The organism is Thioalbus denitrificans (assembly GCF_003337735.1).
GTDB classification, from domain to species: domain Bacteria; phylum Pseudomonadota; class Gammaproteobacteria; order DSM-26407; family DSM-26407; genus Thioalbus; species Thioalbus denitrificans.
In genome coordinates this window covers 119,018-140,624 of the sequence record NZ_QPJY01000005.1, presented here as the reverse complement: position 1 = coordinate 140,624, position 21,607 = coordinate 119,018, and the positions used below count along the sequence as shown (strand labels likewise).

General features: G+C 69.3%; 22 protein-coding genes. 17 read left to right on the top strand and 5 right to left on the bottom strand.

Annotated elements, in window-relative coordinates; genetic code table 11:
* Positions 1–130: 130 nt before the first annotated feature.
* The 3 genes from DFQ59_RS11730 to DFQ59_RS11720 are packed head-to-tail and all read left to right on the top strand — an operon-like array spanning position 131 to position 2,971.
* Positions 131–856, top strand: coding sequence for a response regulator (locus tag DFQ59_RS11730; RefSeq protein ID WP_114279895.1), 726 nt, complete (start codon positions 131–133; stop codon positions 854–856).
* Entirely contained in the window at positions 853–2,169 is a 1,317-nt protein-coding gene (locus DFQ59_RS11725) for an ATP-binding protein (RefSeq protein ID WP_114279894.1), read from the top strand. The genes DFQ59_RS11730 and DFQ59_RS11725 overlap by 4 nt, the downstream gene beginning before the upstream one ends.
* A 55-nt stretch (positions 2,170–2,224) precedes the next feature.
* Complete coding sequence (locus DFQ59_RS11720) at positions 2,225–2,971, top strand: Crp/Fnr family transcriptional regulator (protein WP_114279893.1); 747 nt, start codon at positions 2,225–2,227, stop codon at positions 2,969–2,971.
* 5 nt (positions 2,972–2,976) lie between these two features.
* Here the strand turns inward: DFQ59_RS11720 and DFQ59_RS11715 are convergent, their stop codons facing one another.
* The 5 genes from DFQ59_RS11715 to paaX form a co-directional block, all read right to left on the bottom strand.
* Positions 2,977–3,894: a beta-keto acid cleavage family enzyme gene (locus tag DFQ59_RS11715; protein WP_211314915.1), complete on the bottom strand. Its 918-nt coding sequence runs from the start codon at positions 3,892–3,894 to the stop codon at positions 2,977–2,979.
* Positions 3,887–4,375 carry a GNAT family N-acetyltransferase gene (locus tag DFQ59_RS11710; protein WP_114279892.1) on the bottom strand — a complete coding sequence of 163 codons (489 nt, stop codon included), beginning with the start codon at positions 4,373–4,375 and terminating at the stop codon, positions 3,887–3,889. The genes DFQ59_RS11715 and DFQ59_RS11710 overlap by 8 nt, the downstream gene beginning before the upstream one ends.
* A 157-nt stretch (positions 4,376–4,532) precedes the next feature.
* On the bottom strand, positions 4,533–5,213 hold the full coding sequence (locus DFQ59_RS11705) for a c-type cytochrome (protein ID WP_170142139.1): 681 nt from the start codon (positions 5,211–5,213) through the stop codon (positions 4,533–4,535).
* Between the two features lie 138 nt (positions 5,214–5,351).
* On the bottom strand, positions 5,352–6,686 hold the full coding sequence (locus tag DFQ59_RS11700) for an FAD-dependent oxidoreductase (RefSeq protein WP_114279890.1): 1,335 nt from the start codon (positions 6,684–6,686) through the stop codon (positions 5,352–5,354).
* Between the two features lie 23 nt (positions 6,687–6,709).
* A complete protein-coding gene (gene paaX, locus DFQ59_RS11695) occupies positions 6,710–7,660 on the bottom strand; it encodes a phenylacetic acid degradation operon negative regulatory protein PaaX (RefSeq protein ID WP_114279889.1) in 951 nt (316 codons plus the stop codon).
* Between the two features lie 204 nt (positions 7,661–7,864).
* Here paaX and DFQ59_RS11690 point away from each other — a divergent pair, with 204 nt between their 5' ends.
* The 14 genes from DFQ59_RS11690 (at position 7,865) to maiA (ending at position 21,391) form a co-directional block, all read left to right on the top strand.
* Entirely contained in the window at positions 7,865–8,677 is an 813-nt protein-coding gene (locus DFQ59_RS11690; protein WP_114279888.1) for a Phenylacetic acid catabolic protein, read from the top strand.
* 12 nt (positions 8,678–8,689) lie between these two features.
* Positions 8,690–9,070, top strand: coding sequence for a hypothetical protein (locus tag DFQ59_RS11685; protein WP_114279887.1), 381 nt, complete (start codon positions 8,690–8,692; stop codon positions 9,068–9,070).
* A gap of 154 nt (positions 9,071–9,224) precedes the next feature.
* Positions 9,225–10,388, top strand: a complete 1,164-nt coding sequence (locus DFQ59_RS11680; protein WP_114279886.1) for an ABC transporter substrate-binding protein — start codon at positions 9,225–9,227, stop codon at positions 10,386–10,388.
* A 194-nt stretch (positions 10,389–10,582) separates the two neighbouring features.
* On the top strand, positions 10,583–11,458 hold the full coding sequence (locus DFQ59_RS11675) for a branched-chain amino acid ABC transporter permease (protein WP_114279885.1): 876 nt from the start codon (positions 10,583–10,585) through the stop codon (positions 11,456–11,458).
* Positions 11,459–11,460: 2 nt separating this feature from the next.
* A complete protein-coding gene (locus tag DFQ59_RS11670; protein ID WP_114279884.1) occupies positions 11,461–12,399 on the top strand; it encodes a branched-chain amino acid ABC transporter permease in 939 nt (312 codons plus the stop codon).
* Positions 12,396–13,151 carry an ABC transporter ATP-binding protein gene (locus tag DFQ59_RS11665; RefSeq protein ID WP_114279883.1) on the top strand — a complete coding sequence of 252 codons (756 nt, stop codon included), beginning with the start codon at positions 12,396–12,398 and terminating at the stop codon, positions 13,149–13,151. The genes DFQ59_RS11670 and DFQ59_RS11665 overlap by 4 nt, the downstream gene beginning before the upstream one ends.
* A 27-nt stretch (positions 13,152–13,178) precedes the next feature.
* Positions 13,179–14,504, top strand: a complete 1,326-nt coding sequence (locus DFQ59_RS20650) for an ATP-binding cassette domain-containing protein (RefSeq protein ID WP_114279882.1) — start codon at positions 13,179–13,181, stop codon at positions 14,502–14,504.
* A 264-nt stretch (positions 14,505–14,768) separates the two neighbouring features.
* Positions 14,769–15,296: a MarR family winged helix-turn-helix transcriptional regulator gene (locus DFQ59_RS11655; RefSeq protein ID WP_211314914.1), complete on the top strand. Its 528-nt coding sequence runs from the start codon at positions 14,769–14,771 to the stop codon at positions 15,294–15,296.
* Positions 15,297–15,542: 246 nt separating this feature from the next.
* Positions 15,543–16,496, top strand: coding sequence for an MBL fold metallo-hydrolase (locus DFQ59_RS11650; protein ID WP_114279880.1), 954 nt, complete (start codon positions 15,543–15,545; stop codon positions 16,494–16,496).
* Between the two features lie 87 nt (positions 16,497–16,583).
* Positions 16,584–18,266: an FAD-dependent oxidoreductase gene (locus DFQ59_RS11645; RefSeq protein ID WP_114279879.1), complete on the top strand. Its 1,683-nt coding sequence runs from the start codon at positions 16,584–16,586 to the stop codon at positions 18,264–18,266.
* Positions 18,263–18,496 (top strand): DUF2783 domain-containing protein, encoded by a 234-nt coding sequence (locus tag DFQ59_RS11640; protein ID WP_114279878.1) that lies wholly within the window; start codon positions 18,263–18,265, stop codon positions 18,494–18,496. The genes DFQ59_RS11645 and DFQ59_RS11640 overlap by 4 nt, the downstream gene beginning before the upstream one ends.
* A gap of 71 nt (positions 18,497–18,567) precedes the next feature.
* Entirely contained in the window at positions 18,568–19,731 is a 1,164-nt protein-coding gene (locus tag DFQ59_RS11635) for a homogentisate 1,2-dioxygenase (protein ID WP_114279877.1), read from the top strand.
* Positions 19,728–20,747: a fumarylacetoacetate hydrolase family protein gene (locus DFQ59_RS11630; protein ID WP_114279876.1), complete on the top strand. Its 1,020-nt coding sequence runs from the start codon at positions 19,728–19,730 to the stop codon at positions 20,745–20,747. The genes DFQ59_RS11635 and DFQ59_RS11630 overlap by 4 nt, the downstream gene beginning before the upstream one ends.
* A 5-nt stretch (positions 20,748–20,752) precedes the next feature.
* The gene (gene maiA / locus DFQ59_RS11625) at positions 20,753–21,391 is read left to right on the top strand and encodes a maleylacetoacetate isomerase (RefSeq protein ID WP_114279875.1); all 639 of its coding nucleotides are present in this window, start codon (positions 20,753–20,755) and stop codon (positions 21,389–21,391) included.
* Positions 21,392–21,607: the final 216 nt, after the last annotated feature.

Genomic DNA, 21,607 nt, shown 5'->3' with positions numbered 1-21,607 from the left:
CTCACCTGCGCTGTCAGGCTAGGAGATGGCGGTTTCCCGGGTGTTTCCCGGGCGCGGCAAAGTGTTTCAAGCTGTTTCATTGCGTTTTCCGGTCAACCCTCGCCGCGGCGCCATCTGGTACGCTTTGCTCATGAAAACGGATTCTCCCCATGTACTCGTGGTAGACGACGACGCCGGGCTGCGCAGCCTGCTGCAACGCTACCTGGGCGAGAACGGGTTCGAGGTCCGCTGCGCGGCGGACGCGGTGGAGATGGATCGCCTGCTCGTCGGGACGCAGCCGGATCTCATCGTCCTCGACCTGATGCTGCCCGGCGAGGACGGCCTCAGCATCGCCCGGCGCCTGCGGGGCGCCACCGACATACCCATCATCATGCTCTCGGCGCGGGGGGAGGAGGTGGACCGGATCGTGGGCCTGGAGGTGGGCGCCGACGACTATCTGCCCAAGCCGTTCAATCCCCGCGAGCTGCTGGCCCGGATCCGCGCGGTCCTGCGCCGTCACGGACCCGCGGGGGAATCCGCCGAGACCCCCCGGTCCGACGGGATCCGCTTCGGCGAATTCCGCTTCGATCCGGCCAGCCAGCAGCTCACCCGGGCGCAGGAGCGCATCCCGCTGACCAGCGGCGAACTGGGGCTGCTGGATGCATTCGTCCACCATCCCAACCGGGTCCTGACCCGGGACATGCTGGTGGATCTCATCAAGGGCTTCGATCGCTCCCCCTTCGACCGCAGCATCGACGTGCGCGTCACCCGGCTGCGGCGCAAGCTCGAAAGAGACCCCGCCAATCCGGTGTTCATCCGCACGGTCTGGGGCAAGGGTTACATGTTCACGCCCCAGGGGGAGCCCCTGTCCCGGTGAGCCTGTCCCTGCCGAGCACCCTGTTCGCGCGCACCGGCCTGAGCGTCGGCGCGGCCCTGTTGCTGTTCGCCCTGCTGAGCGCCGCCACCAGCTACCAGTACCTCATCCGGCCGGTGGCCAAGCGGGCCGCCGATGACCTCGCCGCCCTGCTGGTGCTCTCTTCGCAGACCTGGGTCGAACTGCCGCCCGCCACCCGCCCCGACTACGAACGGGAGCTCGATCGGCGCCACCACCTGCGTATCCGCGTCGCCGATTCCGCCCTCGCCGGCGCCGACACCACGCAGCCCTACCTGGGCCAGCTCCGGCAGGCGCTCGAGCATCGGCTGGGCTTCGTCACGCCGATAGGCGCCGACCCCGCGACCCCGGGGTGGTACTGGGTGGACATTCCCATGGGCAGCCGGACGCTGCAGGTGGGTTTCCCCGATGACCGGCTCGGTGAACGCCTGCCCCTGGCCCTGCTCATCGTCATCGCGGGCGGCGCCGTCATCCTGCTGCTGACCACGCTGATGATGGTCAGGCATATCATCCGGCCGCTGGAGCGGCTGGAATCCGCCACCCGCCTGGTGGGCCGCGGCCGGACGGTCCCGCCCCTGCCGGTCGGCGGGCCGCGCGAGCTGGCCAACCTCACCCACTCGTTCAACCGGATGCAGGGCGAGATGCGCGACCTTCTCGCCAGCCGCACGACCCTGCTGGCGGGGATCTCCCATGATCTGCGCACACCGCTGGCACGGATGGAGGTGGCGCTCGAGCTGCTCCACGACTCCGATCCCGGCCTCGTTGCCGGCATGCGCGGCGATATCGCGGAGATGGACCGGCTCATCGCCGCGGCGCTGGAACTGGCCCGCGGCAGCAGGCTGGAGGCGCTGCAGGGCGTGGAGCTGAATGACCAGCTCGGCGCGCTGCTGGAGGAGTACCGGAACGAGCGGCTGCGGCTGCTGCCGGCCCCGCCCTGCCGGCTGGAGCTGCCCGTCCAGGCGTTTCGCCGGGTCGTGGGCAACCTGCTGGACAACGCCCTGCGCTACAGCGGCGAGCAGCCCGTGACCATCGCCTGCGGCTGCGGCGACGGGCGGGCGCTGGTGCGCATCATCGACCGCGGCCCGGGCATTCCGGCCGGGCAGCGCGAAGCCGTCTTCAGGCCCTTTCACCGGCTCGAGAACTCCCGCAGCCGCGACACCGGCGGCAGCGGGCTGGGGCTCGCCATCGTCCGCCAGCTGTGCGAGCTCTACAGCTGGGAAATCGAGCTCACCGCGCCGGAGCACCAGGGACTCGAAGTCCGGCTCCGGATTCCGATACCGACGGAGGCGGAACCGTGAGGACCGCGGGGAAGGGGCGCCGCGCCGCCGGCGCCGGGGGGAAAACACGGAACTGATGTCGGACACCGTCAACCATCGGCAGGATATCCAGTGGCTCGGCCGGGTGGTATGCAGCCAGCCGTCCGTGCCGCCCGGCGAGCTGCTGGAGCAGCTGTGCGCGAACTGCGGCGACGAGCTGCCGGTCCCGGTGGACCGGTTCGCCTACCGCCCCCGCACGACCCTGTACAGGCAGGACACCGCGGGCAACGCCGTGTTCACCATTGTCTCCGGCCTGGTGGCCCTGGTGCAGCAGACCCGTTGGGGCGGGGAGCGCATCGTCCGGCTGGCCCACCCCGGCGACACCCTGGGCCTGGAGCTGCTCGTGGACGGGCGCTACCGCCACACCGCCGCCGCGGCGCGGCGGACCGAGGTCAGCCGCATCCCCATCGTGCTCGTCAACGCCATGCGCCAGCGCCACCCCGGCATGGCCGGCTCCCTGCTCAGGTCCATGCAGAAGAGCGCCGACGAGGCCGATCATTTCCTGACCAGCTTCGCCACCGGTCCGGCCCCGGCGCGCCTGGCCCGGCTGATGCTGCATCTGGGCGAGCGGCACGGCGAGGAGGACACCTCCCGGCTCAGCCGCGAGGTGATTGCCAACACGCTGGGGATCACCCTCGAGACCACCTCGCGCATCATGAACGATTTCAAGCGGCGCGGCCTGATGTTCGAGGAGCGAGGAGCCATCAGCTTCACGAATCGCGCCGCCCTGGAGGAGATTGCCGGGGAGAACCGGCGCCAGGAGCCCCCTCCGGCGGACGCCTGACGCCCTCAGGCGCCGCGGCCGCCGGAGGCCAGCCCGATCAGCCGCCGGGCCTGGGCGGGCGTCGCGATCGGCCGCTCCAGCTCGCCGCCGATGCGCACCACCCGTTCCACCAGCGCCACGTTCGAGGCCGGTTCGCGCTTGCCGGCATCCAGGAACAGGTTGTCCTCCAGGCCCACGCGCACGTGGCCGCCCATCACGATGGCCGCGGTATTGATGGGCAGCTGGTAGCGTCCGATGCCCGCGGCCGCCCAGGTCCAGTCCGCCGGCACGTCCCGGACCAGGTGGGCGAGATCCGCCACCCGGCCGGCCATGGCGCCCAGCGAGCCAAGCAGGAAATTCACGTAGCAGGGGGCGTGCAGCAAGCCCTTGCGCAGCAGGTAGAAGGCGTAGTTGAGCATCCCCGGCTCGAACACCTCCAGCTCGGGACGGATGCCCCGCTCGGCCATGCAGCGGGCCAGCCCCTGGATGGTTTCCGGGTCATTGCAGGAGGCGGTGCGGGGAAAGTTCAGGGACCCCAGCGTGAGGGAGGCCATGTCGGGCCGGGCCTCGCCCTCCAGGTCGAGAACCGCGGCGCGGCACTCCAGCGACGGCACCGAGCGGCCGCTGGTGGTCGCCACCAGGATCACTTCCGGGTGATGACGGCGGATGGCGCTGAAGATGCGGGCGTAGGGTTCCGGGCGCCAGGTATGGATGCCCTCGGCGTCGCGGGCATGGATATGGAGCATGCTCGCCCCGGCTTCCGCCACCCGGCAGGCGTCCTCGACGATCTCCTCCACCGAGACCGGCACGTGGGGATTGACCGACTTGGTGGGAACGATGCCGGTCAGGCAGCAGTTGATGATGAGCGGCGGCATCCCCTCGCCGCCGTAGAGGGCATCGGTTGACTCGAGCGTCCCGTGGTAGCCGATCACGCGCTCAGCCACCGTTCCGCCGCGAGCGCCAGTCCCGGAGGTTGGTGCGCAGGGTGGTCCAGTGGTCCACCCCGGGCAGTCCGAACTCGTGCTCCTTGGCCAGGGTACCCACCTCCCGGTAGCCGAAGTGTTTCTTGTACCAGGCGATCGTCTCGGGCCGGTCGGCGTTGGTGGTGAGCCACTCGACGCCCAGCTCCAGCAGCGCCTCCATGCGCCGGACCTGCAGGGCATGGCCGATGCCCGTCCCCTTGCAGTCGGGATGCACCGCCATCAGGGTGGTCTTGCCCTCGGTGGACGAGAGGACCTTGTAGCCGGACATGCCCAGCACGCGGCCGCTGCCGTTCTCGGCGACGAAGCAGCAGCGCCAGTCCAGCTCCGGCATCTCCGGGGAGGGAATGCGGTGCATGTTGACGAGCTCGAGCACCGCGAGCATCGCCGGCATGTCCCCCGCCCGGGCCGGCCGGATGCGGATATCCGTGGGCAGGGGCCTCATGGGCAATCCGCCCCGACCGGACCCGCGCCGCCCCGGCCGGGGGCAGGCACGTGAATGGAGCGCAAGGACCTGTTCGCCATGACACCTCTCCTGGTCGTTCAGGCCCCTGGGACCGTCCCGAGGCCGGCCCCATTATGCGAAATCGGGACGGACGTGACTACTTGAGGTTGGCCAGGTAGGCCGCCACCGCCGCCATGTCCGCATCGCTGAGGCGCACCGCCACGGCGCTCATCCACGGGTTGGCGCGCCGACCGGTCTTGTCGCGGAACTCCTGGAGCATCTTCACCACGTAGGTGGGACGCTGCCCGGCCAGGCGGGCATAACCCGCCTCGCCCTTGGCGTCGGGTCCGTGGCACTGGGCGCACTGCTCGGTGAAGATCACCTGACCTGCGACCGCCTTCTCCGCATCCCCGCCCGCGGGGCGCATCTCCAGGGTCGAGTAGTAGATGGCCAGGTTCACCTTCTCCTCGTCGGTGAAGCTCTTGGCCAGTTCCGCCATGACGAAGTCCTTGCGCCGTCCGTCACCGAAGCGGTCGAACTGGTCCAGGAGATAGGTCGGATTCTGGCCGGCGAGATTGGGGATGTACTCCCGGGTGCTGTTGCCATCCTCCCCGTGACAGTAACCGCAGAAGACCGTGCGCTCCTGCGCCGCCGCGACGGCCTGCCGGAGCCCATTCTCATCGGTTGCGTAGCGTTCGATGCGGGCCTGCATCTCCTGCCGCAACGCCAGCTCCTCCTGGGCCACCGTCTGCAGATCCGGCGGCACCACCCCGCCCTGCTGTGCCAGCGCAGCACTCATGCACAGGGACAGGGCCGTACCCAGTAACAGCTTGTTCATCCAGTACCCCTCAGGTCCGCATTGACAAGAGTCGTGCGCCCCGACACCCATCCCGGGGCGCGGAGCGTACAGGCACTCTTATATCAAATACCACGGCACCCGCAGTGCACCGGTTTGCAATTCCGTCAACGAACCCTGTCACCCGGTCCGCGCCGCGGTCCTTTCGCGGCCGAGAAGGGCGAGCATCTCCTCCACCCGGGTGAACTTCTCCCGCGGCCGGCCCGCCTCCGCGCGGCCGGACTCCGCCCCATTGATCGCCTGCCAGTCCGCGAAGGAGACCGGCTCCGCTCCCCGTTCCGCCAGCAGCCGCTCGAGCGCCGGCCGGCCGGGCCTGTTCCCCGCGGGCCGTTCGGCCAGGTCCTCCAGCACCAGCTCCGCCACGCCCAGGGCGTCGGTGCGGTTCGCCGGGATGACCCCCTGCGGACCGCGCCGGCACCAGCCGGTGGCATAGACCCCCGGCTCCACCCGCCCCCCGGCGTTGGCCACCCGCCCCCGCCGCTCATCGAAAGGCAGGCCGGGAATCGCCGCACTCCGGTAGCCGATGGCCGTGATCACCGTGGACACGGGCAGTTCGAATGTCTCGCCGGTGGGTTCGGCCCGCCCGCCCTCCAGCCGGGTATGCTCCAGCCGCAACCCCTCGACCCGTTCCGTGCCGAGCACACCCACCGGGGCGGCCTGGAACAACAGGTGAATCCGCAGCGGTTTCAGCTCCGGCCGGTTGGCCGCGAACCCGCGCAGCAGCTCGAGATTCTGCTCCTTGATCTTCTGCTCCTTCGGCTCCAGACCCTCGGCGGCGGCCGGAATCCGGGTGGAATCCACCAGGGGCACCGCGCGGCCGAGGGCGCCCAGCTCGGCCAGGGACTCGGGCGTGAAGGTGGCCTCGAGCGGGCCGCGCCGGCCGATGAGGTAGATGTCGGTCAACCGGGCGGAGAACAGCACCGCCCGGGCGTGGGCACAGAGATCGGAGCTCGCCAGCTCCGCCTCGCTCTTGGCCAGGATGCGCGCCAGGTCCAGCGCCACGTTGCCGTTGCCGATGATGGCCACCGCGCCGCCCGGCAGCTCCGGGGCGAGATCGCGAAAATCGGGCAGCCCGTTGTACCAGCCCACGAAGGCTCCGGAACCGTACACGCCGGGCAGCGCCTCGCCCGGGATCCCGAGCCGGCGGTCCTGCAGCGCGCCGGTGGCGAACACCACCGCATCGTAGGCCTGCCTCAGCTCCTCGTAGCCCACATCCCGCCCCACCTCCACGTTGCCGTGGAAGCGGACGTTGTCCCGCTGCAGGGTCCGCTCGAACTGGCGCACGATGTTCTTGGTGCCCTGGTGATCGGGTGCGACACCGCCGCGGACCAGGCCGAAGGGCGTCGGCAGACGCTCGATGACGTCCACCTGGGCGCCGGCCAGCCTCTTGGCCAGGACTTCCGCCAGGTACAGGCCCGCGGGCCCCGCACCGACCACGGCCACCGACTTGTGCATGGAACTCACTCCTGCGTCCTCGTTCATGCCGGCGCGGATTCGAGCCCGCCGAAGCGCTGGTAGTAATAGGGCGACGCCTCGGGCAGCGGTCCGTCCGCGGTCTCCAGCGTCGCCATCAGGTGGGCCTCGGCGGGTCCCTCGACGAGGCGGTACAGGTTACGGCACAGCAGCCTGGCCGCCGTCCCCGCCCAGTCCGCCGGGAGCAGCTGGGCCGGCAGCTGGGGATCGCGCAAAAGAACACGGCGAAAGTCATGGATGAGGAGCGTGCGTATCAGAAAACACTCCTCAGGATCGAGCTGCCGGACGCCGTTGAGCTCCCGCCACACGGGACGGAAGCGATCCAGGAACTCGCGGTACTCATCGGCCAGCTCGTCCAGGTTCCAGCAGTTGCCGATGAGCGAGCGCAGCGGTCGGCCCCTCCCGCCCGGCTCGCAGCTGGCCGCCAGTATCACCGCCTTGTCGATGATCCCGAGATCCTCCAGGACCTTGCGCGCGGCATCCATGTCCGCCGAGGGATGAGCGAAGACACCGGTGGCAATCATGCCGAAACCCTGCCAGGCCAGCTCCCGTCCCACGGCGCGCCGCTCCTCGGGACCGATGTCGTCGGTAATCAGCATGATCAGGTGCCAGCCGCCGTCCCACTCGCTCTGCACGGGGGCATAGATGCGGCGGTGCACGCTCTCGATCCGTGCCCGGCCGGTGCCGGTCAGGCTGTAGTAGCTGCGCCTGCCGATCTGCTCGGCGCCCAGCCAGCTCTCGCGGGCCAGGCGGAACACCGAGGTGCGCACCAGCCGCTGGCTCAGCCCCAGCGGCTCCAGCAGCCGGATCAGGCTGCCCAGCCACACGGTGCCGCCGTGCGGGGCGATGGCATCGCCATAGACGGTGATGATGAGCGAACCGGCGCGGATGGGCCGCTTGCTGCGAAACGACTCCACCAGCGCCTCCGCCTGGGGATGGCTTTTTCTTCTGGTCATATCCCGATCCCTTCCTCCTCGTGCCGGGGCATTCCCGGCCACCCGGGCCGGTGCTCGAACCGCCCCCAGAGACTGCCACAAAAATCGGTTGACAGCAAAATATTGATACACTAGTGTTTCTTTAACGACCTTTTTTGTGTCGCTTTAAGAACCCGATGGAGGCGCGCCGCGCCAGGAACACAAATACGCTGCGGAGGCTAAGAGATGAAGACTTACGACAAGGGCGACATCCTGCCCGAGGACTACAAGCAGGCGCTGCTGAACCTGATGTCCTTCCAGGCCGATTCCGAATATGCCGGCGGCCAGCGGGTCGCCGAAAACCTCCGCTTCGCCCCCCGCCCCGAGGAGGCCTACCGGCTCTCCAAGAAGGTGATGGAGGAGATGGGCCACGGCTACTACGTCTGGAACCTGATGCGCGACCTGGGTGTCGACGTGGATGCCAGGCTCCAGGAGCTGTGCCGGCACCCGGACGACCCGGATCGAAGCAAGGTCAATGTAATCAACGGGTTCCGCAAGGAAAACTGGTCCACCTGGTTCGAGTGCTGGGAGGACGTGGCCCTGTTTTCCACGGTGGTCACCCCGGCGGCGGTGGCCTTCCTGGGCCAGTACCGCGACTGCTCCTACCTGCCCTGGGCGCGGGTCAACGTCCGCATCCACAAGGAGGAGCACGGCCACCTCGCCTTCGGCGTCTGGGCCTCCAAGCGCTGTATCGAGTTCGGTGGCGAGAAGACCCGCGAGTTCATGCAGGCGCGGATCCCGAAATTCATGCGCATCGGGCTGGGGTTCTACGGCCGGCCGTCCGCCGGCGGCAACAAGTCCGCGATGTTCGACAAGTATTACGAATACGGGCTCAAGACCAAGCGTCCTGAAGAACTTCAGTCCGAGTACCTGGAACTGCTCGAATCGCGCCTCACGGAGATCGGCTTCGAGTTGCCCGCCGACGTGCAGCCCGACTACGAGATGCGCGTGGGCTACACGCTGGACGAGGAGTCCGTGAACGAAGTCAGGCCCCAGTAGGAGGAGCGCGACATGATCGTCCCCTCGCCCGATCAGCGGGTGGAATCGGGAGCCAGCGTGCTCGCCCGGTTCGGCTACCGGCCGAACCTGGGCGGGGAGGAGAACTGGGCGGAGATGTGGCTGCTCCTGCAGAGCGACTTCGCCACCCTCGGCCGGCCCGCGGTCCCCGCCTACGAGGAACTGCGCCCCAGCCAGCAGGAGGCTGCCCGCGTCTACATGCGCCGGCGGCTGATCGCCGACCGCCTGTGGGAGGAGTGCCGCAAGGCCCAGGCCGGCCTCTACGGCCACATCGACACCGAGGCGGTGGAGCGCTATTCCATCGCCCGCGAAGCCTACGAGGAGAGCGTCGAGGACTTCGGCCGCGCCCGCGAGCAGGTCGAGGCGCTGTTGTGACATTGGGCGGAGACTCTGTTCTCCGCCCCTATTTTTGTTATTGTTTTCCGGTGCAGATGTTGCAGCCGGCAAGGGTGGCCGAGATCACCCGGTATCACAAGCACCCATATAACCATATCAACAACACCAAGCACATCATCGGAGAGTGAGAGTCATGTTCAATAAAACCATGCGCAAGGGGCTGGCCGCCGCCACCCTGGCCGTCGCCAGCCTCGGGCTGTCCGCCGGTACCGTCCAGGCCGCCGACACCATCAAGGTCGGCTCCTTCCTCTCGGTCACCGGGCCGGCCTCCTTCCTCGGCGACCCCGAGCTCAAGACCCTGCAGATCTACATCGATCGCATCAATGCCGAGGGCGGCGTCCTGGGCAAGCAGCTGGAGCTGGTGCACTACGATGACGGCGGCGATGCCCAGAAGGCCCGCACCTTCGTCAAGCGCCTCATCGAGTCCGACGGCGTCGACATCATCGTCGGCGGCAGCACCACCGGCGCCACCATGGCCGCCGTACCGCTGGTCGAGCAGGCGGAGATCCCCTTCATCTCCCTGGCCGGCGCGGTGGTGATCATCGACCCGGTGAAGAAGTGGGTGTTCAAGACCCCCCATACCGACAAGATGGCCGCCGAGAAGATCTTCGAGGACATGCGCAAGCGCGGACTGTCCAAGGTGGCCCTCATCTCCGGCACCGGCGGCTTCGGCAAGTCCGGCCACGAGCAGTCCCTGGCGGTGGCGCCCAAGTACGGCATCGAGATCGTGGCCGACGAGACCTACGGCCCGAAAGACACCGACATGACCACCCAGCTCACCAAGATCAAGAACACCGAGGGCGTGGAGGCGGTGCTGAACTTCGACTTCGGCCAGGGTCCGGCCATCGTCACCAAGAACTACGCCCAGCTGGGCATCAAGCTGCCCCTCTACCAGTCCCACGGCGTGGCCTCCAAGAGCTACCTGGAGCTGGCCGGCGGCGCCGCCGAGGGCGTGCGCCTGCCCGCCGCGGCCCTGCTGGTGGCCGAGAGCCTGCCGGACTCCGACCCCCAGAAGCCGGTCGTGGTCGGCTACAAGACCACCTACGAGGAGTCCACCGGCTCCGATGTCTCCACCTTCGGCGGCCATGCCTACGACGGCCTGATGATCGCCGTGGACGCCATGAAGCGCGCCGGCAGCACCGACAAGGCCAAGGTGCGTGACGCCATCGAGCAGACCCGGGGCTTCATGGGCACCGCCGGGGTGGTGAACATGTCGCCCGAGGATCACCTGGGGCTGGACCTCACCGCCTTCCGCATGCTCGAAGTGCGCAACGGCAACTGGGCCCTGGCCGAGTAAGGCCTTCACCCAGCGTCGCCCGTCCCGCGCCTCCGCGCGGGACGGGCACCGTATAGAGACTGCCCGGGTCCAGGGGGGACCGCGGCGCGCTGCCCGTGGATCACCGGTGCGGGTGAACGCAACCGGAGCTCCGCACCCGGACGCCCGCCCGCCCCGACCACCCGGCCAGCCTGCAGATGGCCGCGGAAACTCCCATGTTCTCTGAATTCCTGCAGTTCCTCCTCACCGGGATCACCCTCGGTACCACCTACGCCCTGGTGGGGCTCGGTTTCTCCATCATTTTCAACGCCAGCAACGTGATCAACTTCGCCCAGGGCGAGTTCATCATGCTCGGCGGCATGACCACCGTGTTCCTGGTGGGGGCGGGCCTGCCGCTGCCGCTGGCCATCGTGCTGGCGGTCATCGCCACCGGCCTGGTGGGCATGGCGCTGGAGAAGTTCGCCGTGGAGCCCGCGGGCAATGCCGAGGTGGTGACCCTCATCATCATCACCATCGGCGCCTCCCTGTTCCTGCGCGGACTGGCGCAGGTGCTGTGGGGCAAGGGCTTCTTCGCCCTGCAGGCCTTCTCCGGCGAGGAGCCCATCAACATCCTCGGCGCAATCATCGTGCCCCAGAGCCTGTGGGTCATCGGCGTGAGCGTGGTGATCATGGCGGTGCTCTGGTACTTCTTCAGCCGCACCATGCTGGGACGGGCCATCCTCGCCACCTCCCACAACAAGGTGGCCGCCCAGCTGGTGGGCATCAACACCCGTTTCGTGCTGCTGATGAGCTTCGGCCTCTCGGCCATGCTCGGCGCCATCGCCGGCATCATCATCGCCCCCATCAGCCTCACCTCCTACGACGTGGGCATCCTGCTGGGGCTGAAGGGCTTCGCCGCCGCGGTGCTGGGCGGGCTCGGCAGCGGGGTGGGCGCCATCATCGGCGGGCTCATCCTCGGCATCGCCGAGACCATGACCGCCGGCTACCTCTCCTCCGACTACAAGGATGCGGTGCCCTTCATCATCATGCTGCTCATCCTGTTCTTCCTGCCCCGCGGACTGCTGGGCGGGCGCGGCACGGAGAGGGTCTGACCATGGGGCTGACGACACCCCGTACCGGCGGCCTGCTGGCGCTCGCGCTGGTCATCGCCCTGCTGCCGCTGGCGTTCCGGAACAACTACCACTATGACGTGGCCATCCACATCATCATCAACGCCGCGGTGGTGGTGGGCCTGAACCTGCTCATCGGCTACGCCGGGCAGATCAGCCTCGGCCATGCCGCCTTCTTCGGCCTCGGGGCCTACACCTCCGCCATCCTCACCGCCAGCCACGGCTGGCCGCCGCTGGCGGCCCTCGGCGCCGGGGCGGTCGGGGTGGGCCTGCTGGCCTTCCTCATCGGCCAGCCGATCCTCCGGCTCAAGGGCCACTACCTGGCCATGGCCACGCTGGGCTTCGGCATCATCATCTCCATCGTGCTCAACACCGAGTCGGCCCTCACCGGCGGACCCGACGGGATGGTGGTCCCCGCCTTCACCCTGTTCGGCTGGAACCTGTACGGGGAGAAGAGCTGGTACTGGGTGTTCGGCGGCCTGCTGGTGCTGGTGACCTGGCTGGCGCTGAACATCATCGACTCGCCCGTTGGACGGGCCCTGCGCGGGGTGCACGGCTCGGAGGTGGCGGCCCAGGTCTCGGGCATGAACACCAGCCACTACAAGGTGCTGATCTTCGTGGTCTCGGCCATCATCGCCAGCATCGCCGGCAGCCTGGCGGCCCACTACGCCGGCTTCATCACCCCCGGCGAATCGGGCTTCTTCCGCTCCATCGAGCTGGTCACCATGGTGGTGCTGGGCGGCATGGCCTCCACCTTCGGCGCCATCCTGGGCGCGCTGATCCTCACCCTGCTGCCACAGCTGCTGGCCGGGTTCGAGGACTACGAGATGATGATCTTCGGCGCCATCCTCATGGTCACCATGATCTTCATGCCCAAGGGCCTGCTGCCCACCCTGCTGCGCCTGCGGAGGGCCCGCTCATGAGCCTGCTGCGCATCGAGGGTCTGAGCAAGGTCTTCGGCGGCATCCACGCCATCAAGGACCTCAGCTTCGGCATCCGGGAAGGCACCATCCACTCGGTAATCGGTCCCAACGGGGCCGGCAAGACCACCCTGTTCAACCTCATCACCGGAGTCTACACGCCCACGGTGGGGCGGATCCTGCTGGAGGAGCGCGACATCTCCGCCATCGCCCCCTTCCGCCTGGCGCGCCTCGGGGTGAGCCGCACCTTCCAGAATCTCCAGATCTGCCAGAACATGTCGGCCCTGGAGAACGTGATGATGGGGCGCCACCTGCACCTCGACAGCCGTTTCCTCCCCGCCATGCTGCGCCTGCCCGGCATCGTCCGCGGCGATCGCGCCTGCCGCGACAAGGCCGCCGAGCTGATGGCCTTCGTGGGCCTGGAGAGCTACCTGGACGCCGACGCCGACTCCATGCCCTACGGCGCGCTCAAGCGCCTGGAGATCGCCCGCGCGCTGGCGGCCGAGCCGCGCCTGCTGCTGCTCGACGAGCCGGCCGCCGGGCTCAATCCGCGGGAGACCGCGCAGATCGACCAGCTGATCCAGAAGGTCGCCTCCACCGGCATGACCATCATGCTGGTGGAGCACGACATGAAGCTGGTGATGGGCATCTCCGATCACATCCTGGTGCTCGACTACGGCAAGAAGCTGGCCGAGGGCACCGCGGAGGAGATCCGCAACAACCCGGACGTCATCGCCGCCTACCTGGGCGGCTGAGAGCATCCCACACGGCTGCAACCGACCATGACCGAAGCGCTACACATCATCCGCGCCGAGCACCGCAGTCTGGACGTGCTCGTCTCCGCCCTGGACCAGCTCCGCCGCGAGGTGGCGGAGAGCAGCGCACCGCCCGACGTGGTGCTGTTCCGGTCCATCTTCCACTACATCGACACCTACACCAACCGCTTCCACCACCCCAAGGAGGACGCGTTCCTGTTCCGCGCCCTGCGCCGGCGGGCGCCGGAGGCGGAAGCGATCCTCGACGAGCTGCAGCGCGAGCATGCCCGCGAGCCCGAGTCCATGCGCCGGCTGGGCCACCTGCTGGAGACCTTCGAGCGCGATCCGGCCGCGGGGCGGGCCCCCTTCGTCGACGCCCTGGGACGCTACATAGAGGCGGCCCGCGAGCACTGCCAGAAGGAGGAGACGCGGGTCCTGCCGCTGGCCGAGGAGCACCTCACCGACGAGGACTGGCGGGTCATCGACGCGGCCTTCTCAGAGAACAGCGACCCGCTGTTCGGCGAGTCGGTGCAGGCGGAGTTCCGGGCCCTGCACAAGCAGATCGTCAACATCCTGCCCGAGCCCTTCGGCCTCGGGCTGCGCCACGCCGCGGAGTCCGCCCGCCCGGCCCCCGCGGCCGTCACCGCGCCGGTGCTGGAGATCCGCGGCCTCACCACCCACTACGGACGCATCCAGGCGCTGCACGGCATCGATCTCGAAGTGCGCGAGGGGGAGCTGGTGGCGCTGGTGGGCGGCAACGGCGCCGGCAAGACCACCCTGCTGATGACCCTCTCGGGCATCCGCCCCGCCAGCGCCGGCACCATCCGCTTCCACGGCGAGGACATCACCCGGGTCCCGGCCGAGCGGCGCACGCTGATGGGCATCAGCCAGGTGCCCGAGGGCCGGCAGGTGTTCGGCCCCATGTCGGTGGAGGACAACCTGCTGCTGGGCGCCTACAAGCGCGACCGCGACGCCGCCTGGGAGGATCTCGACCGCATGTACGAGATGTTCCCGATCCTGCGCCAGAAGCGCCGGGAAGCCGCCGGCACCCTCTCCGGCGGCCAGCAGCAGATGCTGGCCATGGCCAGGGCGCTGATGCGCAAGCCGCGCCTGCTGCTGCTCGACGAACCGAGCATGGGGCTGGCGCCGCTGCTGGTGGAGGAGATCCTCAACGCGGTCTCCGAGCTCAAGCGCCAGGGCATGACCATCTTCCTGGTGGAGCAGAACGCCAACGCGGCGCTCGCCATCGCCGACCGCGGCTACGTCATCGAGACCGGCAACATCGTGCTCTCCGACACCGGCCGCGCCCTGCTCGAGAACGAGAAGATCAAGGAAGCCTACCTCGGCATCTGAGTCGGCCGCCCTACTCGTCGGGGAAAGGAAAAAATCTGGTTTATCCACAGATTACGCAGATTACACGGATATACTGCGTCCCACCCGGAACCCGAAAGCTTGATGGGACGCTGTCGCTGCCGAGCTGCCTGCCCCAGTCGTACTGTTGGCGCGGGGGTTGTCTCGATACGCCCACCAATCCGACTCACAACAATCTGCGTAATCTGCGTAATCTGCGGATAAACCGCCTTCCCGCTGTTGTCATTGGTTACGGATGCAACTATATTGGCGGCAATCCCTTCGCCACCCGCCACCGACGCCATGGCCGCCACGCCGGACAGCCCCGCCACCGCCCCTGACGACGAACCGCGCGTCGAGCTGGAGCGGTTCCTCCCCTACCGGATCTCGGTGCTCAGCCTGGCGGTGAGCCAGTCCATCGCCCGGCTCTACTCGGAGCGCTTCGGCATCTCCATCCCCGAGTGGCGCGCCATCGCCGTGCTCGGCAACTACCAGCCCCTCACCGCCAACGAGATCTGCGAGCGCACCAGCATGGACAAGGTGCAGGTGAGCCGGGCCGTCGGCCGCCTGGTGGGCGCCGGCCTGCTGCTGCGCCAGACCGACAGGAACGACCGCCGCCGGGCCAACCTGCGCCTCAGCGCCCGGGGGCTGCGCATCTACCGCGACATCGTCCCCCTGGCCAAGGCCTGCGAGGCGCGCCTGCTCTCCGCCCTCACCCCCGCCGAGCAGAGCGAGCTCGACCGTCTCCTGCACAAGCTCCAGGCCCGCGCCCGGGACCTGTGCGGGGAAGCGTAGGGGTCAGGATGCAGGGCCGGATCCTCCGGCCAGGCAGACAATCAAACCACGACCTGCTTGTGCAGATAAATCTGCACCTACGTGCTGGCCACCGGCTACCGGCCACTGGACGCCTCCTTGCCTTTTCGTTTCATTTGCAACTATCATCTCCCCACATCCCATCCCGTAAAAAACACCACTTTTTACGGTTGCATTCGTAACCAACGGCCGCCGACCGTGGCGCCGGCCGATCCCGGAGGTGAGAGCATGAGCAAGGTCTTCGCATCCCAGGGCGACCTCGAGGAGAAGCAGGTCAGCTTCGTTGAGCTGGCCCCGGGCGCCTATGCCTACACCGCCGAGGGCGATCCCAACACCGGCGTCATCGTCGGTGACGACGGCGTGATGGTCATCGACACCCAGGCCACCCCGGCCATGGCCGAGGACGTCATCCGCCGTATCCGCGAGGTCACCGACAAGCCCGTCAAGTACGTGGTGCTCACCCACTACCACGCGGTGCGGGTGCTGGGCGCCTCGGCCTACGGCGCCGAGCACATCATCGCCAGCCGCGGCACCCTGGATCTCATCGAGGAGCGCGGCCAGCAGGACTACGAGTCGGAGGTGGGGCGCTTCCCGCGCCTGTTCCAGGGCGTGGACACGGTCCCCGGCCTGACCTGGCCGACCCTGGTGTTCGACCAGGGCATGACCCTGTGGATGGGCGGGCGCCGGGTGGAGATCCGCCACCTGGGCCGCGGCCACACCAAGGGCGACACGGTGGTCTGGCTGCCCGGGGAAAAGGTGCTCTACTCCGGCGACCTGGTGGAGTACGGCGCCACCCCCTACACCGGCGACGCCTACCTGAAGGAGTGGCCGGAGACCCTGGCCCGGCTGCGCGGGCTGGGCGCGGAGCGGCTGGTCCCCGGTCGCGGCGACGCCCTCACCACCCCCGAGACGGTGGAGGCGGCCATCGCCGGCACCCAGTCCTTCCTGACCCAGATGTACGCATCGGTGGCCGGCTCCCGCGCCGCCGGCCGCAGCCTCAAGGAGGCCTACGACGAGGCCTACGCCCTGCTGCAGCCCCAGTTCGGCGAGTGGGTGATCTTCGATCACTGCCTGCCCTTCGACATCACCCGCGCCTACGACGAGTCGGGCGACTACCCCGACCCGCGCATCTGGACCGCCGAGCGCGACACGGAGATGTGGCACTCCCTGCAGAACGGCTGAGGCGCACCCGCCGCCGGGCCGCGGGGATGCCCAGGCTGCCGGGATGAGCGGCACGCAGAGGCCGCCGTCGACGAGGATGGAGGAGTCATGCACAGCACCTACACCAACCCGGTGTACGACTACGCACCGTCGCCGGACCAGCGGGCCGCCGGGCCGGCCCACCACCCGGTGGTGGTGGTCGGGGCCGGCCCGGTCGGACTGAGCGCCGGGATCGATGCCGCCCTGCACGGCATCGACACGGTGGTGCTGGACGACAACAACACCGTGAGCGTCGGTTCCCGGGCGGTCTGCTACGCCAAGCGCGCCCTGGAGATCCTCGACCGCCTCGGCTGCGCCCAGCCCATGGTGGACAAGGGCATCACCTGGAACGTGGGCCGGGTGTTCTTCCGCGACCACCAGGTCTACGCGTTCGACCTGCTGCCCGAGGCGGGGCATCACCGCCCCGCCTTCATCAACCTGCAGCAGTACTACTTCGAGGAGTACCTGGTGAACCGGGCGCGGGAGCTGGAGCCCCTCGACCTGCGCTGGAAGAACCGGGTCACGGCAGTGCGCCCGGGCCCCGAGCGGGTGGAGCTGGAGGTGGAGACCCCGGACGGCCCCTACACCCTCACCTGCGACTACCTGATCGTGGCCGACGGCGCCAACAGCTCCGTGCGCGGCATGCTGGGCCTGGAGAGCAGGGGCCGGGTGTTCCGCGACCGCTTCCTCATCGCCGACGTGGTGATGAAGGCCGACTACCCCACCGAGCGCTGGTTCTGGTTCGACCCGCCCTTCCACCGCGGCCAGTCCACCCTGCTCCACCGCCAGGCCGACAATGTCTGGCGCATCGACTTCCAGCTCGGCTGGGACGCCGACCCGGAGGAGGAGAAGAAGCCCGAGCGCGTCATTCCGCGGGTGCGCGCCATGCTCGGCGAGGAGCGCGAGTTCGAGCTGGAGTGGGCCAGCGTCTACACCTTCCAGTGCCGGCGCATGGAGCACTTCCGCCACGGCCGGGTGCTGTTCGTGGGCGACGCCGCCCACCAGGTCTCGCCCTTCGGCGCCCGCGGCGCCAACAGCGGCATCCAGGACGTGGACAACCTGGTCTGGAAGCTCGACCTGGTGCTGCGCGGGCAGGCCCCGGAGCGCCTGCTGGACAGCTACGACAGCGAGCGGGTCGCCGCCGCCGACGAGAACATCCTCAACTCCACCCGTTCCACCGATTTCATCACGCCCAAGAACGAGATGAGCCGGGTCTTCCGCGACGCCACCCTGACCCTGGCCGAGGACTACCCCTTCGCCCGCCGGCTGGTCAACAGCGGCCGGCTGTCGGTGCCGGCGGTCCTCGACGGCTCGCCCCTCAACACGCCGGACCGCGACGACTTCACCGGGGCCATGGTGCCCGGGGCACCGGCCGCCGACGCCCCGGTGATCACCGCCGACGGGCCGGGCTGGCTGCTGGCGCAGCTCGGCGGGGTCTTCAACGGCCTCTACTTCGCCGGCCCGGAGGGGGTCCCGGAGGCCGACCACGCGCTGCTGGCGGCGCTGGCGGCGGACCCGGTGCCGGTGCACACCCGGGTCATCGCCGCGGAGCTTCCCGGGAGCGCGCCGCCCGCCGGGGTCACCGCCCTCGGCGACCCGGAGGGGCTGGCGGCCCGGCGCTACGACGCCCGGCCCGGCAGCTTCTACCTGCTGCGCCCCGATCAGCATGTCTGCGCCCGCTGGCGCCGGCTCGACGGGAAGCGGGTACGCGGCGCGCTGGAGCGCGCCCTGGGCAAGGAGGAGACAGCATGAGCGAAACGAACCGGCTGTGCGTCGAGCCGCGCCTGGCGCGGCCCGACGATTTCTACCAGGCGCTGATGGATCTGCACCGGGACCTGGACCCCGGGCGCAGCGCGCAGGCCAACGCCCAGCTCATCCTGCTGCTGGCCAACCACGTGGGCGACGAGGCGGTGCTGGAAGAGGCCATCGCCATCGTCCGCGGCAACGTCGCCGCCGGGCCGGAACCGGCGCCGCCCGCGTAGGGATCGCGGCTGCGCACAAACCAGACACCCACAGCAGCGGCCAACCGCCGCGAGCGGATGGAGCGGACACCATGAAACACTGGATCACCCACCCCCTGGTCAAGGGCCAGGCCTCCCGCCAGGCCCACTGCGACCTGCCACCGGGCACCTACGAGCGCGAGCTCGGCCGCGAGGGCTTCTTCGGCCCCGCCAGCCATGTCTACCACGCCCACAAGCCCACCGACTGGATCGGCTGGGAGGGCCCGCTGCGCCCGCGCGCCTTCGACCTCAACCGCCTCGACGCCGCCGCCGGGTCGCCCTGGGCGGCGGCGCCGGTGCTCGCCAATGCCGCGCTGAAGGTGCGCCTGTGGCGACTGGAAGGGCGCATGGACCACCTGGTGCGCAACGCCGATGGCGACGAGCTGCTGTTCATCCACCACGGCGCCGGCGATCTCTACTGCGACTACGGCCACCTGGCCTTCCGCGACGGCGACTACCTGTGCCTGCCCCGCGGCACCGCCTGGCGCATCGAGGCCCGGGAGCCGGTGACGGCGCTGCTCATGGAGGCCACCAACGACGCCTACCGGCTGCCCGACAAGGGGCTGGCGGGGCCGCACGCCATCTTCGACCCGGCCATCCTCGACACCCCGGAGCTGGACGAGGCGTTCCGCGCCCAGCAGGGCGAATCCGAGTGGCGGGTGGTCATCAAGGCCCGCGGCGCGCTCTCCACCGTCACCTACCCCTTCAACCCGCTGGACGCGGTGGGCTGGCACGGCGATCTCACCGTGGTGCGGGTGAACTGGCGCGACATCCGCCCGCTCATGAGCCACCGCTACCACCTGCCGCCCTCGGCCCACACCACCTTCCTCGCCTCGCGGTTCGTGGTCTGCACCTTCTGCCCGCGTCCCATCGAGTCGGATCCGGGCGCCCTGAAGGTGCCCTTCTTCCACAGCAACGAGGACTACGACGAGGTCATCTTCTACCACCGCGGGCAGTTCTTCAGCCGCGACAACATCGATGCCGGCATGCTCACCTTCCACCCCTGCGGCTTCCCCCACGGCCCCCATCCGAAGGCCTTCGAGGCCGGCGCGAAGCACGCCCGCAAGGAGACCGACGAGGTGGCGGTGATGATCGACACCCGCGACGCGCTGGAGGTGGCGCAGATGCCCGCAGGCGTGGAGAATCCCGACTACGTCCACTCCTGGTCGCCGCGCGAACGGGCCGCCTCCAAGTCGACAAGGACAACGAACCGATGAAGCTCGCTTCCCTCAGCCACGGCCGCGACGGCATGCTGGTCGTGGTCTCCCGCGACCTGACCCGGGCGGTGACGGTGCGCGACATCGCCCCCACCCTGCAGGCGGCCCTGGACGACTGGGATCGCGCCGCGCCCCAGCTGCGCGCGATGGCCGAGGCGCTGGAGAGCGGGGGGCTGCCCGAGGCCTTCGCCCTGGACCCGGCGCGCCTGGCCGCCCCCCTGCCGCGCGCCTACCAGTGGGCCGACGGCAGCGCCTACGTGAACCACGTGGAACTGGTCCGCCGCGCCCGCGGCGCCGAGCTGCCGGAGAGCTTCTGGACCGACCCGCTCATGTACCAGGGCGGCTCCGACACCTTCCTCGGCCCCCGCGCGCCCATCGCCCTGGAGGACGAGGCGTGGGGGCTCGACTTCGAGGCCGAGCTGGCCGTGATCACCGACGACGTCCCCATGGGCGTGAGCCCGGAGGGGGCGGCGGCGCACATCCGGCTGCTGCTGCTGGTGAACGACGTCTCCCTGCGCAACCTGATCCCGGGCGAGCTGGCCAAGGGCTTCGGCTTCTTCCAGTCCAAGCCCTCGACCGCCTTCTCGCCGGTGGCGGTGACTCCCGACGAGCTGGGTGGGGCATGGCGGGAGGGCAAGGTGCACCTGCCCCTGCGCAGCTACCTGAACGGCGTCCCCTTCGGCCGTCCCGAGGCGGGCGAGGACATGACCTTCAGCTTCCCGCGGCTGGTGGCACACGCCGCCCGCACCCGCCCCCTGGGCGCCGGCACCATCGTCGGCTCCGGCACCGTCTCCAACCGGCAGGACACCGCCCACGGCTCGGCCATCCGCGACGGCGGGGTGGGCTACTCCTGCATCGCCGAGCTGCGCATGATCGAGACCATCAACTCCGGCGGGCCGGAGACCCCGTTCATGGGCTTCGGCGACCGGATCCGGATCGAGATGGTGGATGAGTCGGGCCACTCCATCTTCGGCGCCATCGACCAGACCGTCACCCCCTACCAGCCGCCACGGTGAGCGCCATGCGCCTCTACGACTACCATCGCTCCTCCGCCGCCTACCGGGTGCGCATCGCCCTCAATCTCAAGGGGCTGCCCTACGAACACGCCGGGGTGAACCTGCTCGAGGGCGGGGATCGCGAACCGGCCTACCGGGCCCTCAACCCCCAGGGGCTGGTCCCGGCGCTGGCGGACGACGGCCGGCTGCTGACCCAGTCGCTGGCCATCTGCGAGTACCTGGAGGAGACCCACCCCCGGCCGCCGCTGCTGCCCGCCGATCCGGTCGGCCGGGCGCGGGTGCGGGCCCTGGCCCTGCTGGTGGCCTGCGACATCCACCCCCTCAACAACCTGCGCGTGCTCGGCTACCTCACCGGCCGGCTGGGGGTGGCGGAAGAGGCGAAGCTGGAGTGGTACCGGCACTGGATCCTGGAGGGCTTCGCCGCCCTGGAGCGGCTGCTGGAGGAGAGTCCCGACACCGCCACCTTCTGTCACGGCGACCGCCCCACCCTCGCCGACCTCTGCCTGGTGCCCCAGGTCTACAACGCCCGCCGCTTCGATTGCGACCTCAAGCCCTTCCCCAACATCACCCGCATCGACGCCACCTGCCGCACCCTCCCCGCCTTCCACGCCGCCCGCCCCGAGGCCCAGCCCGACGCGGGGTGATTGCGTGAATGCGTGAATGCGTGAATGCGTGAATGCGTGAATGCGTGATGCCGTTCATCCCATCACCCATAACGCATCACCCATCACCGTGGTGCGTGAGAGCACGGCCCAACCTTATCCCCTGCCCACGTTCCCTGCCCCCTGTCCTGACCTCGACTTGCGCTTAACCGCCCCTGGTTTAGCCTTATAGGACACCTGCCCGGCGCGCCCACCCGC